This window comes from Candidatus Pelagibacter bacterium nBUS_44 (assembly GCF_051200895.1).
Classification (GTDB): domain Bacteria; phylum Pseudomonadota; class Alphaproteobacteria; order Pelagibacterales; family Pelagibacteraceae; genus Pelagibacter.
On sequence record NZ_CP172838.1, the window covers coordinates 174294 to 191462 of the forward strand.

A 17169-nucleotide genomic window follows, 5' to 3' on the forward strand; every position below is an offset into this window, starting at 1 on the left:
AAATGAAAAAAAAAATCATCTGCTTTGACTTAGACAATGTGCTATGTAAAACAAAGAGTAAAAACTATAAAAAAAGTATACCAATTAAAAAAAATATAAAAGTTGTAAATGATTTATATAAAAAAAATTTTTATATCAAAATTTTTACAGCAAGATTTATGGGTAGAAATAATGATAATATTTCAAAAGCAAAAAAACAAGCAGCTAAAATTACTTTACATCAATTAAAAAAATGGCAAGTAAATTATGATAAGTTGATTTTTGGAAAACCAAGTTTTGACATTTATATTGATGATAAAAGTTTTTTTTATGATAAAAATTGGTCTAAAAAATTAAAGAAAAAATTACTATGAAAAAATTTGATTTGTTTTTAGAAAAATATAATAAAGATTATATATCGCATTTAAAGATGAATGAGGATCTTAAAAAAAAATTTTACAAGTTTTTTAAATTTACTTTGATGGTAAAAAAAAATAAAAAAAAAATTATTATTTTTGGCAATGGTGGAAGTGCCTCTATAGCAAGTCATTTTAGTGTAGATATGACAAAAAATGGAAATGTTAGATGTGTTAATTTTAATGAAAGCAACCTTTTGACATGTTTTTCTAATGATTATGGGTATGAAAATTGGGTTAAAGAAGCACTAAAATTTTATTGTGATACTCAAGATTTAATTATTTTAATTTCGTCTAGCGGAAAGTCTTTAAATATGATTAATGCTGCCAAATTTTTAAAAAATAAGAATAACAAATTAATTACCTTTACAGGTTTTGGAAAAAAAAATAAGTTGAGTAAATTAGGTGACTTAAATTTTGTTGTTAACTCAAAATCTTATAATTTAATTGAAAATATCCATCAATATTGGCTTTTAATTTTAGTTGATATATTTTCAAAAAATAAAATTAAGTGATATTAAAATACCTTTTATAATTTTGCTTCAACCATTTAATTGAAAAAGATTTCTTATCAACATTATTTATATTTTTTTTATATTTGATTAATATTTCATTAATAGCATGGTTAATATTTTTTTTAGGTTTGTAACCAAGAGATAACAGTTTTGATGAATCTACTCGGTAATCTCTAATATCAATGTTATTTTTTATTATATTAATTTTTGATGGAATTATTTTCTGAACTCTTTTAGCTATTTCTATTATTTTTAAATTTTCAAAACCAGCATTAAAAATGCCATTAAATTTTTTACCTTTTTTTAAAAAAAATATATAAAGATCCAATAAATCGTCCATGTGAATGTTTGGCCTAGTTTGATTACCACCAAACACAGTCATCTTGCCATTTTTTAAGGCTTGATATGTCATCATGTTAACACTTACATCAAATCTCATTCTTGGGGAAACACCACATACTGTAGCGGGCCTTATAATTGTAAAATCTATTTTGTCAGAATATGATAAAATAATTCTTTCGGTAATCATTTTTGCTTTGTTATATATCGATATAGGTTTTAGAGATAAATTTTCGGTAACTTTTTTTTCTTTTTTAAGCCCATAAACTGAAGACGAAGAAGCATATATTATTTTTTTAACATTTTGCTCTATAGCAAGATTAAGTAGTTTCATTGTACCTAAGCACGAGTATTCCCAGGTTATGTTTTGTACTAAATCACCCATTGGGTCATTCGCAATTGAAGCTAAATGAATTATTGTGTCAACATCTTTTAAATCTATTTTATTTATGTCTAAAATATTTTTTTTTATATTTTTCAAGTTTTTATGTTTTTTTAAATAGTTTCCAAACCATTGAGTATCTATAGCAATAATTTCATGATTTTTTTTCAGAAGTTTGGGTATTAAGAGTGATCCTTGATATCCACACGCTCCAGTAATTAGTATTTTCATAATTTTTTTTTTTGAAAAATATATATAACTGCTCCTGGTAAACAAACAACCAAATTAATTATTCTGTATAGAATAATTACATTTGCAATATTATTTATGCTAGATTCATTAATAAAAATAAATTTATTTATATTCACGAAAGTTATTTCTCCAATACCCAAACCACCAGGTGTAATAGGAATAGCATTTACCAGTGTAGTAAAAAAATTAAGGAAAAAAATTTTCTTAATTCCTAATTCAAAATAAAGGATAAGATCTGATATTAAGTATACACTAAAATGAACAATCGAAAAAAGTACAGACGAAAGAAAAATAAAAAAAAATAAATTCATTTTATTTTCACGTAAATATAAATTTAAATAATCAAAATATTTATTAATTTTTATTGAAAAAAGTTTTTTTTTATTAAGAATAATTATGTAAAACAAGGAAGTTAGAATAATAATACTTAAACTTAGAATTGAAATTAATTTTATATTAATCAATAGAAGAAATTCCCCCCTAAAAATAATTATGGAAGAAAAAAAGCCTATTAAAAAAAGTCCCAAAAAACCAATACATCTATCAAATAATATTGTTAAAGTTGATTTTAATGAATTTTTTGAAAGCTTATAGATATAATAACCTTTTACTAGATCGCCCCCATAAGCTCCGAATAAAACATTATTAAAAAAAGCTCCAATATAGGTTATCTTTACAATCTCATATAATTGAACTTTAAAATTAAAAGATTTTAAAATTAACCACCATCTAAATGCACCAATAAAATATGTAACTGAAATTAAAAAAAAAACAGCGATAAAGATATTATAATATTCCAATAATTCATTATTAAATAATTTGTTAAAATTTAAGTCGTCATTATTTAATAAATGGTAAAAAGCTAGAATTAAAATTAAGAATTTAATAATAGGAAAAAACTTCATGAAAAAATTTTTTTTTTATAAAAATTTTTAATCAATTTGATTATCTTTCTTAAATCTCTTAAAGTTAAATTTTCGTGAATTGGTAAACTAATTATTTTTTTATTTAACAAGTCTGTATTAATAAGTTTTTTTGTATAATAATCCTTAAATGAAATCTGCTCATGTATATTAAGAGGATAATGAATCTTAACTTCAATATTATTTTTAATCAGATATTTAAATAGCTTATTTCTTTCAGAGCATATTATAACATATCTATGAAATGTATGTTTCACGTCCTTATCAATAGAAAAATTTGGAGTTTTAATAAAATTTTTTAAAGACGCCAAAGATTTATTGTAAAATTTTGCATTTGCCTTTCTAATTGAAATACATTTTTTTAAATTTTTTAACTGAAGTAAGCCAACAATTGCCTGTATAGCGTCTAACCTACTGTTTCTACCTATATATTTGGCATTGTCTCTATTGATTAAACCATTATTTCTTATCGTGATAAATTTATTATAATAACGTTTATTATTAGTACTAATAAAGCCGCCATCTCCAAAAACACCTAAATTTTTTGTTGGATGAAGGCTAAATGTTGCAATATCTCCAAAGTTTCCAACGTAAGAACCTTTATATTTACTTCCTATTGCTTGAGAACAATCTTCGATAATTTTAATATTATATTTTTTACAAATTTTTATTATTGTAGCCATTTTACATGGTAAGCCGTTTAGATGAGTAACTATAATACATTTAGTTTTTTTTGAGATAACCTTTTCAAAATCTAAGATATTCATATTTAAACTTTCGTCGATATCAATAAATTTAGGCTTTGCACCAATATTTATGATTGAATTTGCCACTGATATCCAAGTGTTAGCAACTGTAATTACTTCATCATTTTTTTTGATACCTAGAATTTTTAATGAAATTTCAATTGCATCTGTTCCATTTGCACATGAAGCAACATATTTTGAATTTAAAAATTTTTTTAGTTTGTTTTCAAAAATACCTACTTCTTTTGCAAGTATAAAATCACCTTTATTACCGATTCTATCAAGAAAAAAAAATAATTTTTTTTTTATTTTATGGTAATTCTTGTCAAGTCTAAGATAACTAATTTTATTTTTCATATATACGATTAAAAATTTCAATTATTTTATCTAAATTTTTCTTTGTAATGAATTCATGTATAGGTAAAGATATTGTTTCTTTTGCAATTTTTTCTGTAATTGGAAAATCCCCTTTTTTATAACCCATATTTTTTGCTGCAGGCTGTAGATGCATTGGTACGGGGTAATGAATTTTTACATCTATATTTTTTTTTTGTAGTTCTCTAATTATCTTATTTCTCTTTGTTTTTATTCTTAAGCAATATAAGTGAAAAACCTCTATATCGTTTTTTTCTCTTTTAATAAGCTCTAAATCTTTTATTTTTTTTAGTTTTGCATCCAAATATCTTGCATTTGAAATTCTTTTATTGGTTAAAAATTTCAATTTTTTTAATAAATGATTTGCAACAACAGCTTGTATGGTATCAAGCCTGGAATTATATCCAAATAATAAATTTTTGTTTCTGTTTACTAGTCCATGATTCCTCATTAATGAAAGTTTTTTAAAATCACTTAAATTTTTTACTACAATATATCCCCCATCACCCCACACATTTAAATTTTTTAGAGGATGTAAACTAAAACAACCCATGTTTCCAAAATTTCCAGCAAATTTATTATTTTTTTTTGCTAATATTGCATGACATGCATCTTCTACTATTGGTATAGAATATTTTTTTGAAATTTCTGTAATTTTTTTCATGTCACAAATCTTTCCTGCCCAATGAACAGGCAATATAGCTTTAGTTTTTTTTGTTATTTTTTTTTCAATTTCTTTTGGATCAATATTATAATCATAATTTATGTCAGCAAATACAGGTTTTGCCCCAGCTGTTACTATTGCTCCTATAGTAGCATAAAATGTAAAAGGCGTTGTAATAACTTCATCACCATCTTTTATACCTAAACATTTTAGACTTAAAAAAATCGCATCAGTGCCGCTTCCAACCGCAAGGACATTTTTTGCATTAATAAGTTTTTTTATGTTTTTTTCAAAAATATCAACTTCTCTACCTAAAGTGAAATCATTAGATTTGATTACTTTTGTTATTTTTTCTAATATTTGTTTGTAGTCACTAAATTGTTCAGATAAGTAATTATGATTAATTTTTAATTTATTCTTTTTATATTGATCTGGAAGATAATTATAATTTTTGGTCATTTGAATTTTTAAAATAGTTAATGTTTAATATAATATTAATAGTGTATAACTAATTTTTTTATGATTACGTTTTTTATACCATTTTACAATGAAGAAATAAGAAAAAATTTAAAAATTTTTTTACCAAATTTATCTACCTTTATTTCCGCTGAGAAGAATAAAAGAAATGAGTTTATATTAGTAAATGATGGTAGCACGGACAAAACGTTTGAATTACTCAAAAAATTTATAAAAAAACATAAAAATAGAAAAAATATTTCATTAATTAGTAATAAGAAAAATAGGGGTGTAGGTCATTCATTTATATCAGCACTTAAGATTTGCAAAACTAATTATATTATGCCTATTCCATCTGATAATGATGTGCCTCTTATAGATTATACAAAATATTTAAAAAATAATGTTGATTTTGTTATGTTTTATAAATCCAATATGGAAATTTATTCAAGAAATAGATATGCACTCACAATGTTATTTAGAATGCTTTATGGTTATTTTTTTAATGTTCGGGTCAATTATATTCAGTCACCATGCATATATAAATGTAAAATTTTAAAAAAGATTAAAATTAACTCTAAAAGGATGAGTTTTTGGCCAGAGGTTAATATTAAGATGTTAAAGTCAAAAATAAAATATACAGAAGTTCCAATGATTTTTAAAAATGAATCGAAAATAGATAGAACAGTTTCATTTAAAAATTTAATTGAAGTAATATTTCAATTTATTAAAAACTTAATAGATATAAATATTTTTAATAAAAAAAAATATAGGCATAAAGCAAAAAAAATTAATCTATAATAATGCTATATTATACTTTTATTAATTTTTTGATTTTATTTTTTTCTCAAATTTTTGTATTCAAAATTTTGAAGATTAAAAAAAATTGGCATCTTATCTCATTGAGCCTATTTTTTATTATTTTTTTTTATTAAATTCTAATTATATTTTTTCTATAAATTTTTTGAATTATTTAGTTTTTAATCTGACTATTTTAATAAGTTATATGATATTTTTAACTTTGGTTTTTAATGAAAGTCCATCTTTGTATTATTTAGAAAAAAAAAATCTAAATAATTTTTTAAAAAAAGGTTTTGTAAAACATAGAGTTAATTTGATGATCAAAGATAAACTTATTAATAAAAAAAAAAATAACAAAAAAAGGTTTAAACTTATTAAAGATATCGACTTTATTAAGTAATATTTTTTTTAGAGAAAATGATTAATTTTCTAATATTCAATATCGTTTCTATGATATTTATTAATTTTTTAAAAATAAATTCAATAAAAAAAATTGTATTTTTTATAATTTTGAATTATTTCATAATTTTTAATTTATCAAGAAATATTTTTGAATTAATTGAATACTCAATTTTTTTGATATCCATCCTGTATATTTTCATCAATTTTTATACTGTAAGATATAGCTCGATAAGAATTAAAATTTTAAATGATTTATATCATGGAAAAAAAATTCTTTCTGAGAAGAATTTGTTTAATGATAGAAAAAATAGATTGGAATTAAATGATACTAGTTTTATGAAAAAAGAATTATTTCAATTCATCTTTTATTTAGTTAAATTTTTAAAAAAAACATTAAATTAAATTTTTATCTTTATATTTCGTATCTAATTTTGACAAAATCTTTAAATTTTTTTGATAGTAGGAAATAATATTTCTTAATGATTTTTCAAAATTTATTTTAGGTCGCCAATTTAATTCTTTGATTGTTTTTTTACAGTTAAGGATATAAATTTTATCTTTCCCAGTTCTTTCTTTATTTGTTTTTACTAAATCCTCATATTTATAATTATTAATTTTACATATTTTTTTAATTACATCTTTTATTGTGTAAAATTTATTTGTTGAAAAGTGATATGTAGATTTAATTTTGCCTTTCATCAGAGCCTTATATATTCCATTAGAAAAATCAAAACTTTCAATAAAATTTCTCTTACTGAGACCACTTCCCTGTAGTGGAAACTTTTTTCTTTTTAAAATACTAAGAACAACTTTAGGAATTAATCTATAGTTAGGTTGTGAAATCCCATAAAAATTTGAAAATCTGCAAATTATAAATGGTAAATTAAATAATTTTCCATATGATTTAAGAAGTAGCTCAAATGATAATTTTGAAACTGCATATGGTGTCGAAGGATTAAAAATGTTGTAGTTTTCTTTTATAGAATTGCTGTTTGAGCCAAATATTTCTGGGGTTGAGATGTAGATATATTTTTTTAAAAATTTTTTATTTGTTAATTCTTTAATTAATATTGATTTTTTTTCTAAATTTGATTTAAAATAAACATCAGGATTTTTCCAACTTTCATTCACCATACACAAAGATGCAAAATCGACTATTACACTTGGTTTATGTATTTTAATCATTTTTAGTAAATAATTGATATTTTTATTTAAATCTACCTGAATATTTTTTAAGTTTTTTTTATTTCTGTTTTGCAGATGGGGTTGGTAAAGGGAATTTTTTTTTTGTCTATATGTAGCTATCACATAAAAATTTTTATCAAGCATAAAATTTGCAAAACTTGATCCACTAAAACTTGAAGCACCTAAAATTAGAATTTTTTTCATTTTTATTTTGATAATAACAATTATGTTTTATACATTAATACTAGTTAAATTTAAAATTTATTTAATCTGAATGATAAAAAATAAAAAATATAAGTTAGGACTTGCTCATGGAGTATTTGATATTTTACATATTGGGCATATTGAATATTTCAAAAGAGCAAAATCTATCTGTGATAAACTTATAGTTTCAGTAACTATCGATAAATATGTAAACAAGGGTATCAACAGACCAGCGTTTACAATTAATGAAAGAATTAAAATGCTTAGGTCAATTAAGTTTATTGATGAGGTCATTATTAGCAAAAAATCTACAGCAGTAGATATAATAAATAGTTATAAGCCTGATGTTTACTTTAAAGGAAAAGACTATAGTGGCCTTTTAAAGAACCCAAATAAAAATTTAAAGTTAGAAATTGATGCAATTAAAAAAAACTCCGGAAGATTTTTGATTATTGATACTAAGCTAAAATCTTCAAGTAAAATTCTTAATGAGAATTTTAATTATTTAGATAATGAAGTTTTATCTTTTCTGAAAAAAATAGATAAGGTTAATTTATTAGAAAAAATAAAAAATATAATATTTAAAAGTTCATTAAAAAAAATATTAATAATTGGTGAGCCAATAATTGATATTCATTGCAATGTAAAAGTTTTAGGAAAATCTCAAAAAAGTAATGTAGTATCAACAAATTTTATAAAAAATGAAGATTTTGGAGGAGGTTCTTTATTAGCAGCAAATTTTATAAAAGAATTTTTTGATTATACTGACTTATTAGTTTTTGATAATAAAAATAATAGTAAGGTTTATAAAAAATATTTAAACCAAGAAATTGGATTAAAAAAAGTTTTCTCTAAATCTGAAAAAATTATTCAAAAGATAAGATTTGTTGATGAATACTCAAAAACTAAATTATTTCAAATTAATTATAGCGAAAAATATAGATTATCAGAAGAAAATAAAAATATTTATCTAAACAAACTAAAAAAAATAATTAAAGGATATGACGAGGTAGTTATTTTTGATTATGGGTATGGTTATGTGTTCGAAGATATCATTAATTTTGTTAAAAAATTCCCAAAGAAGATTAATGTAAATTGTCAAACTAATTCATCAAATTATGGATTTAATCTTATCACAAAATACGCCAATGGAAAAATAGCTTCAGTGGATGAAGTAGAATTTAGATTATGTGTAAAAAACAAAACAGATACAGTTTTATCTCTAATAAAAAAAAATAAAAAAATTATTGGGAGATTTAAAATGTTTATTATAACAATGGGAATTAAGGGTTGTTATATTGTTTCAAAAAATAAAGTTTATTTTATTCCTACCGTGTTTAAAAATACTTTTGATACCACTGGATGTGGAGATATTTTCTTTTCTGCATTTATATTTTTTAATTCACTAGGCGTTTTTAATATTAAGGAACTAGGCCTTTTATCTCATATAGCTGCTGGGATGCATGCCAACTATCCAGGCAACAAAAATAAAATAGATAAAAACAGTTTGTTTCAATTAATTCAAACTGTAGTAAAATAGTTTGTTATTAATGAAATTTGGTATAATTAGTTCATCATGAAAGTATCTGATTATATTGCTGATCTATTATCAAAAAATACTTCAGTTATTTTTGGTGGCCAAGGTAGTAGTGTAATACATTTAGTAGATAGTATTATTAAACATAAGGGCTTGAAATTTATTCCTGGACAAAGTGAACAGGGTTCATCATTAGCAGCAGATGCATATTATAGAGTATCTGGAAAAGTTGGGGTTACAATTGGCACAAGTGGTCCAGGTATACTTAATTTTTTACAAGGAATGGCTTGTTCTTATTTTGACTCGATTCCATCATTGTATATTGCGGGTGCACCAGTAACCTCTCATTTAAGAAAAGACAAAAGAATTAGACAAATTGGTTTTCAAGAAATGGAAGTTCAAAACATGGTTAAACCAATTACCAAATATTCATGCTTGATAAAAAATACTCATGAAATTGATTATGAATTTAAAAAGGCATTAGATATTGCTCACAACAAAAGGATGGGCCCAGTTTTAGTTGAATTACCTGATGATATACAAAGATCTTACATGCCAAATAAAAAAAAAATTTATTTGCCAATAAGATTAAATAAATTAAAGACTTCAAAATTACTTAATTCTAAACTAAAAAAAACCTTATATTTGCTTGAGCAATCAAAAAGACCATTATTGCTACTTGGTAATGGTATAAGGTTAAGCAAGTCAGTTTCAATAATTAAAAAATTTATTAAAAAATATAAAATTCCCTATTCTTGCAGTTGGGGCATAGCAGATTTATTTAAAACTAATGATAAATTGAATGCAGGTAGTTTTGGTGTTGCAGCAACGAGATATGGTAATTTTACTTTACAAAAAGCTGATTTAATTTTCTGTATAGGTACAAGACTTGGAACCCAAGCGGTTGGTGGAGATCCAAAGAAATTTAGCCCAAATTCAAAAAAGATATTAATAGATATAGACACTAATGAATTTAACAGCCAAAGATTACCAAAGATTGATATAAAAATATCTTCAAGTATAAAACCTTTTATTTCTCAAATGTTTACAAAAAAAATTAAATTAAAATCTAAAGATATCAATAAATGGATCAAAGTAATAAATAGTTTAAAAAAAGATTATCCTATATTATCAAAAAAAAACTATACAAATAAAAAATTTGTAGATCCTTATTATTTTTTTAAAACTCTTTCCCAATATGTTAAAAACAATTCTGTATTAATTCCCGATGCTAGTGCAAATTTAATTTGGACATATCAAGCTTTTGAAATTAACAAGAATATCAATATGTTTACCGCATTTAACCATTCCCCAATGGGTTACTCACTTGCTGCAAGCGTAGGAGCATATTTTGGAAATAAAAAAAAAATGATAACAGCTATAATTGGTGATGGTTCAGTCCCAATGAATGTTCAGGAGCTAGAAACAATTAAAAATTATTCAGTTAATGTAAAAATATTTATAATAAATAACAGAGGTTATTCATTAATAAAACAAACCCAAGAAACATGGCTTAATTCACGATATGCAGGTGTTGATAAATCTAGTGGTTTAAGTTTACCAGATAATACTAAAATTGCTAAATCCTACGGTATTAAAAGTTTAATTATTTACAATAATGATGACTTGAAAAAAAATTTAAAAAAAATATATAATTTAAAGGGTCCACTAGTAATTGATGTAAGAATAGATCCTAATGCAAGAGTAGCTCCCAAAATAGACTATGGAAAACCTCTCCATGAAATGAGTCCTGCTCTTTCAAAAAATGTCATAAAAGAAATTTTAGAAAAATAAATTTATGAGCGAATTCGATTATGGATACTTTCAACATAGTAAAAAAAAACCTAATGAAAAAAATTCTAACTTAGATAGAAAAAAACTTTTAAAATATCGAAATATCAGAAGAAGAATTATAGCTAATGAATTTGGTCATGAATTTTATGATGGGGATAGAAAAAACGGATATGGTGGTTATAAATATGATGGAAGATGGCAAATTTTTTTAAAAAAAATTATAAAAAGATATAAATTAAATAAAAACTCAAGAGTGTTAGATATTGGAGCAAAGAAGGGTTTTTTTATTTATGATTTACAATTGTTAATACCCGGAATTAAGGTTTATGGAATTGAAGATCATAAATATCCAATAATAAATTGTCAAAAAGAAATAAAAAAAAATTTAAAATTCATAAAATCTTATTGTGATATCAGATATCCAAATGGACATTTTGATTTTGTTCACGCACATAATTCAATTTATAGATATAGCTTTAAAGATTTAATTAAGATTATTAAAATTATTTCACAAATTTCTAAAAATTCCCATATTACACTTCCCTCTTATGAAAAAAATAATGACAGATCGAAATTCCTTGATTGGACATTACATGGTGGAATAATATTAAAAAAGAAAGATTGGAAAAATTTGTTTATGGAACTTGGATATAACGGTGATTATTATTTTACCACTCCAAAATCATATGGAATTTAAGTGATGTATTTTAAAGCCGCAGTTTTATTAAGAAAAAATAAAATAAAAATACTTGATATTAAAAAACCAATTCTAAAAAAATCACAATTATTTGTTAAGGTGTTGTTCTCATCAATTTGCCATACTCAGCTCTCTGAAATTAAAGGCGAAAGAGGCATTGATAAATTTTTACCGCATTGCCTAGGCCACGAAGGAGTCGGAGTAATTAAAGATAAACATAAGTCAGTGAAAAAATTTAAAATAAATGATTTGGTTTGTTTAAGTTGGATTAAAAGTGTAGGAAAAGACTCTGGTGGAGTAATTTATGAAGATGCAAATGGATTAAAAATTAATGGTGGACCAGTTCATACTTTAAATGAGTATGCGGCGATAAGTGAAAATCGATTGTATAAAATAAATAAAGATAAAAATATTAAATCAAAAGTTTTATTAGGTTGTGCTTTTTCTACAGCATTTAATGCTTTAAAAGACATACAATTAAAACCCTCAAAAACAATTTGTATTTTAGGTTGTGGCGGCTTAGGTTTAGCTACAGTATTAATTGCAAAAAAAATTGGTTATAAAAACATAATTGTTGTTGATAAAGTTAAGAGTAAACTTCAAAATGCAAAAAAACTTGGGGCTACTAATCTAGCATTTTCGATTGATAAAATTAAAATAGAAAAAATTGATATAGTTGTTGAGTGCACGGGAAATAAAGAAGTATTGAAAAAATCAATTTTATTACCAAAAAAATTTGGTGGAAAATTAGTTTTTATAGGAAATTACCCAAATAAGACAAAAATAAATTTTGATCCATGGACAATCATAAATGGTGTAAGCTTTCTTGGGGCATGGCATGATACAAAACCATTTAACAAAATATTCAAAAAATTAGAAAATATTTTAAAAAATGAAAATTTAGATATTTTTTTTGGAAAAAAAATTTATAAACTAAAACATATTAATAATGCGATTAAAGACTTTGAAGAGGGGAAAGTTGTAAGACCTTTAATTAAATTTTAAAATAAATTTATTATTATTATAAAAGTTAAATTTAAATAATATATATATTATCGAAATTATCTGAATACTTACCAAATGTTTAGAAGTCGCCCATCCAATTATATTTGGAAATAACGAAAATAATAAAATATTTATAAAATACAAATCATTTTTTTGGGCTCTAAAGTCAAAATTTTTTTTAAAATTTTTTACAAAAAATATAAAAAAAATAATTATTGATAAATTAAAAAAAATTTTATTTATTATATGACTAATCATAATTGGATTTTCATATTTACCATTTATTGGAAAAACAGAGTCTTTTTTTATATTAAAAAATATAAATTTTAATTTAATTTTGATATCTGAAACAAATTCAAAAAAATTTTTACTTAAATAAATTTTATTTTCAATTTTATAATATTCATAAACTTCCCATTCGCTCTTAAGATGATCTGGTATTTGATTTTTATTTATTAAATCTACAGAACGCTCAGGATAAAATTCTTTAAATTTTTCGTTAAGAACAACTTCATTTAAAACTTTAGAATTACTTGTAAGTACTGAAGATCCAATAGGAAATTTACTTGTATTAATTATGCCAAATATTCCCCATAAGAATATTGCAGATATAGCCCCAAAAAGTGGTAAGGATTTGAGAATAAGCCTATCTTTTTCGAGCAAGATAATTAGTAATGGCAAGATGTACACCACAAACATTACAGAATTTTTTGTTAGATATAATAAGAATATAAATATTGAGATTAAAAAATATTTTTTTTTATTATTAGAATATAATAAAATAAATATACTAGGCATTAACACAGCAACGATATTGTCAGCAAAAAAAATGCTCAGTATCACATGTAAATTGTATGGAATTATAAATGGTAAAAATAGTAAAAATAACACGAAAACTTTAATTTTTTGAGACCTTAAAGCAACCAAAACTGATATAAAAAGTAATGAGAACAATATTATATTTTTAAATATAAATATAAAAAAAATATTTTTTGAAATTTTTGCTATTGATACTAATAAAAGAGGATGTAGTGGTAAGCGTTTTAAATAGTAAATTATTCCATCATCATCAATAAAACTATAATCAAAATTATAATAGATATTATGAATGAGTTTACCATATTCAAATTGAATATTTTTAAAAATAATATTAAAATTATTATCAGTTAATTCATCAAACTTATTTATAATTAAGTAACAATAAATTGATGAAAGAATTGAAACTAACAAAACCATTGATAAGTAAATGTAAATTAATGTTTTTTTATCTAAATCTTCAATATTTTTACAAAAAAAAAATCTTTAAGCATTTGAATTAATACATTTATTTATTACTTTATTGTTAACCATCATGGTAAATTCTAAACTGACACGAGTTTTTTTTCCTCCAGCAAAACCACCATGCATTAATTTATCATTAAATATAAAGCATTGGCCAATATCAGATTTAAATACTCTAACATTCATTTTTTTATTAATTTTTCCAGGTTTTAGGAGGCCATCTTTTCTTATTTTTTTATTTTTCAAAATTATTTCATCTAAATGAGATTTTGGAACATAACTCAATCCATTTTTTCCTTTTTCAATTAAAATTGGTATCCAAATTTTAATACGTGTAAAATTTTTATTAATATATTTATTATTTAGACTCCAAAACCATTCATCTCTGTGTAGGGGGCTTACATCATTGGAATTTGGTCTTACTATTCTCCAATCAATTTCTTCATTATAAATATTTTCAAAATTTAAAATTTTAAAATTATTAAAAATATTTTTTAATCTTTTAAAAAAAACCATTTTTTTTATCTGCCTGGTATAATTTGGTTTAATAATACGATTATTTTTTTTCATTACATTCTCATGTTTTAATAATTTGGAGTATTTATGATAATCACTTAAATGTATTTTCTTAAATAAATCAATTTTTTCCACATTATTTTGCTCAACTATTTCGATAAAATTTTGTTTGATAATTTTATAAAGTTTTTTTATTTCTCTTTGAGAAATTCTAAATTTATCATAATAACCATCACTTATTATAACATTCTCAATAATTTTTTTTTTTAGCATATTTTTATTAAGAAAAAATATTTAAACTTTCAAGATTCGCAGCATTTAGAATTGACCCGCTCAATATATCAGAATCTTTTGAGGATAAAAATTTAATGATTGGTATTAAGTTTTTACTTGTTAATAATTTCTTTGAAATTAATTTATTTTCAATATTTTTAAAAATGTTTATTTTATTTTTTTTAAGTCTTTGCATGGAACCACCTGTCGATATAAAGCTTCCAGGTATTAAAAGTTTAGTAAAAACTTTATTTTTATAAAATTTATAAGCTAAATTTTTGTTGTAATTTATTAAAGTAGCTTTAGATGCAGAGTAACCAATTGAAGCCACAGAGTGTGTGCTGGCAAGACTACCTATGTGAATTATATTTAATCTTTTATTTTTTTTTTATTATTAATCAGAATTTTATTAATTTCAAAAATACTATAAAAATTAAGCTGCATTAAATCATTTAGTTTTTTTAAGTTAATTGAACTACTATGGTAACCTAAACCACCACCTGCACAGTGTATAATTGTATCAATTTGATGATTTTTAAATTTTAAATTTAAATCTAAAATTTCATTATTATTCATTAAATCTAATTTAATTATTTTAACTTTTTTAAGTAAGGCTTTAACAGGTGATTTCTTATTTACCAAACCTATTAACTCAATTTTTCTATCTTTTATTAAACCTTTAGCTAAATCGTAACCCAATCCAGTATTTGCACCAGTAATAAGAATTATTTTTTTGGTCATTTTTTTGATCAGACTATTTTAAATACATAATATAATAGTTTTTTTTGTAAAGAATATCTAAATTATCTTTTACACCGTAATTACCACATAGAAAATTTGAATACATACAATAATGATTTGGTTTATAAAATATTTTTCCATTAATTTCTTGTTTTATAAATCCTTTATGAATATTTTGTTTATCCATGGCATAGTATTTTGGCCATGGGTAGTTATTATAATCATTTTCATTTTTTACTATCCTGATGATATTTTTAGATACCAAAACTGAAAACAAAAAAATTAAAAATATATTAAAAAATAATCTTAGATCTTTCTTAAAAGAATAAATGTGACAGGTAAGAAAGGCAAAAATTAAGCTTATAAAACTTATTATGTAACTGTAACCATACCTAAACATAGGAACTTTAACAAACCAAAACAAACAAGAAAATAATAGCAATATAAAAATGTAAATATTATTTTTGCTAATCATGAATTTTGTTTTTTTTTGATAAAATAAAAATAGTAATAATAAAAATAAAACTAACAAATATGGTATTAGAATTTTCGAAATTTTTTGAAAATGACCTTTAATCCAAAATTTTGTCCAAAAAAAATCTTTTATATATTCTGAGGGTGATATGGAAATTATATTATTTTCATTTATAATCTTTTCGTAAGTAGGCCAATCTTTAGTATACGATTCATTTTCAACAGACTTACTTTTAACAGTTTTTATATCTGTCCATAATAAATTTTCATAACAAGTAAATTTTACTGGATAGATTAAACATCCAGAAATAAGTATATTTTTTATAAACCATATAGACGCAAAAAAAATTACAAAATAAAAACGTTTTGATTTTAATATTGATGTAATTGTATCTTTTTTTATGAGAAAAAAGCTGAAGAAAAAACACATTAAAAGTGTTATTTTGTTTAAAATAATAAATAAGATAAGTAAAAAAATATTACATACATCTATAACTTTGTTTTTGTTAATAATAAGTAATTCTGAAATAAGATAAAAAAAAATAAAATGAGCAGGAGCATCATTACCGTACTCACCATACCTATTCATTTTATAGAAAATAAATAGCAATACAGAAATTAAAAAATAAAAATGAAAGTTATATTTTTTTGATTTATTATAATTATAGATTTTAAATGTAAAATTTATAATTACAGATACCGCAATTAAAGCTTGTGCAAAAACAATCCCATTTTCTCTAAAAAGTAGATTATTTGATATTGCAGATAAATATTGCATTATAGATATATGGCCATATCTAAAATGAAAATTTGATAATCCTAATATTGTTTTTTCCTCATTTAAAATACCAATATATGGTAAATGGTATAATCCAGCATCGGGCCTATAAACATTACTTTCTATAATTAGAATGGTTATCAATAGAGCTGAAAAGAGTAAAAAAATTAAAAATTGTTTATTGTAGTAAATTGAAAGGTTCTTAAAAATTAAAATAATACCAAAACCCAATATAATTGTATTAATGTTCTGAGTAAGAGGAAAAAAAAAATTAACTAAAAGACTAATAAAACTTAAAATTATACAAGCAAATATTAGTTGAGTTGAGTAATAACCTAAATCTTTTTTTTTATTATTTGATAAAATTAACCCAAATGGTGTAAATAACAAAATTATTAAAAATGAATTTATAAATACTGTTATCATTACATATT

At 22.5% G+C, this 17169-nt stretch carries 18 protein-coding genes; 8 read left to right on the top strand and 10 right to left on the bottom strand.

The features are described 5' to 3' along the window. Positions 1-2 precede the first annotated feature (2 nt). Positions 3-353, top strand: a complete 351-nt coding sequence (locus tag ACIJYB_RS00905) for a phosphoheptose isomerase (RefSeq protein WP_435151321.1) — start codon at positions 3-5, stop codon at positions 351-353. Beyond that, on the top strand, positions 350-910 hold the full coding sequence (locus ACIJYB_RS00910) for an SIS domain-containing protein (protein WP_435151322.1): 561 nt from the start codon (positions 350-352) through the stop codon (positions 908-910). Before ACIJYB_RS00905 ends, ACIJYB_RS00910 begins: the two co-directional genes overlap by 4 nt. Here the strand turns inward: ACIJYB_RS00910 and ACIJYB_RS00915 are convergent. The 4 genes from ACIJYB_RS00915 to ACIJYB_RS00930 are packed head-to-tail and all read right to left on the bottom strand — an operon-like array spanning position 903 to position 5050. Then, positions 903-1862, bottom strand: a complete 960-nt coding sequence (locus ACIJYB_RS00915) for an NAD-dependent epimerase/dehydratase family protein (RefSeq protein WP_435151323.1) — start codon at positions 1860-1862, stop codon at positions 903-905. The two genes, ACIJYB_RS00910 and ACIJYB_RS00915, sit on opposite strands and share 8 nt — an antisense overlap. Beyond that, positions 1859-2788, bottom strand: a complete 930-nt coding sequence (locus ACIJYB_RS00920; protein ID WP_435151325.1) for a lysylphosphatidylglycerol synthase transmembrane domain-containing protein — start codon at positions 2786-2788, stop codon at positions 1859-1861. The genes ACIJYB_RS00915 and ACIJYB_RS00920 overlap by 4 nt, the downstream gene beginning before the upstream one ends. After that, positions 2785-3909, bottom strand: coding sequence for a DegT/DnrJ/EryC1/StrS family aminotransferase (locus ACIJYB_RS00925; RefSeq protein WP_435151327.1), 1125 nt, complete (start codon positions 3907-3909; stop codon positions 2785-2787). Before ACIJYB_RS00925 ends, ACIJYB_RS00920 begins: the two co-directional genes overlap by 4 nt. Then, positions 3899-5050 (bottom strand): DegT/DnrJ/EryC1/StrS family aminotransferase, encoded by a 1152-nt coding sequence (locus ACIJYB_RS00930; RefSeq protein ID WP_435151329.1) that lies wholly within the window; start codon positions 5048-5050, stop codon positions 3899-3901. The genes ACIJYB_RS00925 and ACIJYB_RS00930 overlap by 11 nt, the downstream gene beginning before the upstream one ends. A 60-nt stretch (positions 5051-5110) precedes the next feature. Between ACIJYB_RS00930 and ACIJYB_RS00935 the strand changes: the two genes are divergently transcribed. Continuing rightward, positions 5111-5848 (top strand): glycosyltransferase, encoded by a 738-nt coding sequence (locus tag ACIJYB_RS00935; protein ID WP_435151331.1) that lies wholly within the window; start codon positions 5111-5113, stop codon positions 5846-5848. Between the two features lie 205 nt (positions 5849-6053). Further along, positions 6054-6248 carry a hypothetical protein gene (locus tag ACIJYB_RS00940; protein WP_435151333.1) on the top strand — a complete coding sequence of 65 codons (195 nt, stop codon included), beginning with the start codon at positions 6054-6056 and terminating at the stop codon, positions 6246-6248. Positions 6249-6643: 395 nt separating this feature from the next. On the opposite strand, the gene ACIJYB_RS00945 is transcribed toward ACIJYB_RS00940, so the two are convergent. Beyond that, entirely contained in the window at positions 6644-7639 is a 996-nt protein-coding gene (locus ACIJYB_RS00945) for a GDP-mannose 4,6-dehydratase (RefSeq protein ID WP_435151335.1), read from the bottom strand. A 70-nt stretch (positions 7640-7709) separates the two neighbouring features. Between ACIJYB_RS00945 and ACIJYB_RS00950 the strand changes: the two genes are divergently transcribed. The 4 genes from ACIJYB_RS00950 to ACIJYB_RS00965 are packed head-to-tail and all read left to right on the top strand — an operon-like array spanning position 7710 to position 12672. Beyond that, a complete protein-coding gene (locus tag ACIJYB_RS00950; RefSeq protein ID WP_435151336.1) occupies positions 7710-9179 on the top strand; it encodes a PfkB family carbohydrate kinase in 1470 nt (489 codons plus the stop codon). A gap of 36 nt (positions 9180-9215) precedes the next feature. Continuing rightward, complete coding sequence (locus tag ACIJYB_RS00955; RefSeq protein ID WP_435151338.1) at positions 9216-10970, top strand: thiamine pyrophosphate-binding protein; 1755 nt, start codon at positions 9216-9218, stop codon at positions 10968-10970. A 4-nt stretch (positions 10971-10974) separates the two neighbouring features. Next, complete coding sequence (locus ACIJYB_RS00960) at positions 10975-11667, top strand: methyltransferase domain-containing protein (RefSeq protein ID WP_435151339.1); 693 nt, start codon at positions 10975-10977, stop codon at positions 11665-11667. A 3-nt stretch (positions 11668-11670) separates the two neighbouring features. Beyond that, entirely contained in the window at positions 11671-12672 is a 1002-nt protein-coding gene (locus ACIJYB_RS00965) for an MDR/zinc-dependent alcohol dehydrogenase-like family protein (protein ID WP_435151341.1), read from the top strand. Here the strand turns inward: ACIJYB_RS00965 and ACIJYB_RS00970 are convergent. The 5 genes from ACIJYB_RS00970 to ACIJYB_RS00990 all read right to left on the bottom strand — a co-directional run bounded on the left by ACIJYB_RS00970 (position 12658) and on the right by ACIJYB_RS00990 (position 17161). Further along, entirely contained in the window at positions 12658-13908 is a 1251-nt protein-coding gene (locus ACIJYB_RS00970; protein ID WP_435151342.1) for a hypothetical protein, read from the bottom strand. The genes ACIJYB_RS00965 and ACIJYB_RS00970 overlap by 15 nt on opposite strands. A 66-nt stretch (positions 13909-13974) precedes the next feature. Further along, positions 13975-14742, bottom strand: a complete 768-nt coding sequence (locus ACIJYB_RS00975; protein WP_435151344.1) for a phytanoyl-CoA dioxygenase family protein — start codon at positions 14740-14742, stop codon at positions 13975-13977. A 7-nt stretch (positions 14743-14749) separates the two neighbouring features. Beyond that, positions 14750-15073 (bottom strand): hypothetical protein, encoded by a 324-nt coding sequence (locus ACIJYB_RS00980; protein ID WP_435151345.1) that lies wholly within the window; start codon positions 15071-15073, stop codon positions 14750-14752. A gap of 38 nt (positions 15074-15111) precedes the next feature. Next, positions 15112-15483: an SDR family NAD(P)-dependent oxidoreductase gene (locus ACIJYB_RS00985; RefSeq protein WP_435151347.1), complete on the bottom strand. Its 372-nt coding sequence runs from the start codon at positions 15481-15483 to the stop codon at positions 15112-15114. A 13-nt stretch (positions 15484-15496) separates the two neighbouring features. Then, positions 15497-17161: an LIC_10190 family membrane protein gene (locus ACIJYB_RS00990; RefSeq protein WP_435151348.1), complete on the bottom strand. Its 1665-nt coding sequence runs from the start codon at positions 17159-17161 to the stop codon at positions 15497-15499. Between the last annotated feature and the right edge of the window lie 8 nt (positions 17162-17169).

Excerpts from the sequence above, each read along its gene's own strand:
- ACIJYB_RS00975 (WP_435151344.1), bottom strand. The coding sequence starts at position 14,742 with ATGCTAAAAAAAAAAATTATTGAGAATGTTATAATAAGTGATGGTTAT.
- ACIJYB_RS00950 (WP_435151336.1), top strand. The coding sequence starts at position 7,710 with ATGATAAAAAATAAAAAATATAAGTTAGGACTTGCTCATGGAGTATTT.
- ACIJYB_RS00930 (WP_435151329.1), bottom strand. The coding sequence starts at position 5,050 with ATGACCAAAAATTATAATTATCTTCCAGATCAATATAAAAAGAATAAA.
- ACIJYB_RS00905 (WP_435151321.1), top strand. The coding sequence starts at position 3 with ATGAAAAAAAAAATCATCTGCTTTGACTTAGACAATGTGCTATGTAAA.
- ACIJYB_RS00990 (WP_435151348.1), bottom strand. The coding sequence starts at position 17,161 with ATGATAACAGTATTTATAAATTCATTTTTAATAATTTTGTTATTTACA.
- ACIJYB_RS00960 (WP_435151339.1), top strand. The coding sequence starts at position 10,975 with ATGAGCGAATTCGATTATGGATACTTTCAACATAGTAAAAAAAAACCT.
- ACIJYB_RS00925 (WP_435151327.1), bottom strand. The coding sequence starts at position 3,909 with ATGAAAAATAAAATTAGTTATCTTAGACTTGACAAGAATTACCATAAA.
- ACIJYB_RS00935 (WP_435151331.1), top strand. The coding sequence starts at position 5,111 with ATGATTACGTTTTTTATACCATTTTACAATGAAGAAATAAGAAAAAAT.
- ACIJYB_RS00970 (WP_435151342.1), bottom strand. The coding sequence starts at position 13,908 with ATGGTTTTGTTAGTTTCAATTCTTTCATCAATTTATTGTTACTTAATT.
- ACIJYB_RS00910 (WP_435151322.1), top strand. The coding sequence starts at position 350 with ATGAAAAAATTTGATTTGTTTTTAGAAAAATATAATAAAGATTATATA.
- ACIJYB_RS00965 (WP_435151341.1), top strand. The coding sequence starts at position 11,671 with ATGTATTTTAAAGCCGCAGTTTTATTAAGAAAAAATAAAATAAAAATA.
- ACIJYB_RS00945 (WP_435151335.1), bottom strand. The coding sequence starts at position 7,639 with ATGAAAAAAATTCTAATTTTAGGTGCTTCAAGTTTTAGTGGATCAAGT.
- ACIJYB_RS00940 (WP_435151333.1), top strand. The coding sequence starts at position 6,054 with ATGATATTTTTAACTTTGGTTTTTAATGAAAGTCCATCTTTGTATTAT.
- ACIJYB_RS00920 (WP_435151325.1), bottom strand. The coding sequence starts at position 2,788 with ATGAAGTTTTTTCCTATTATTAAATTCTTAATTTTAATTCTAGCTTTT.
- ACIJYB_RS00985 (WP_435151347.1), bottom strand. The coding sequence starts at position 15,483 with ATGACCAAAAAAATAATTCTTATTACTGGTGCAAATACTGGATTGGGT.
- ACIJYB_RS00915 (WP_435151323.1), bottom strand. The coding sequence starts at position 1,862 with ATGAAAATACTAATTACTGGAGCGTGTGGATATCAAGGATCACTCTTA.
- ACIJYB_RS00955 (WP_435151338.1), top strand. The coding sequence starts at position 9,216 with ATGAAAGTATCTGATTATATTGCTGATCTATTATCAAAAAATACTTCA.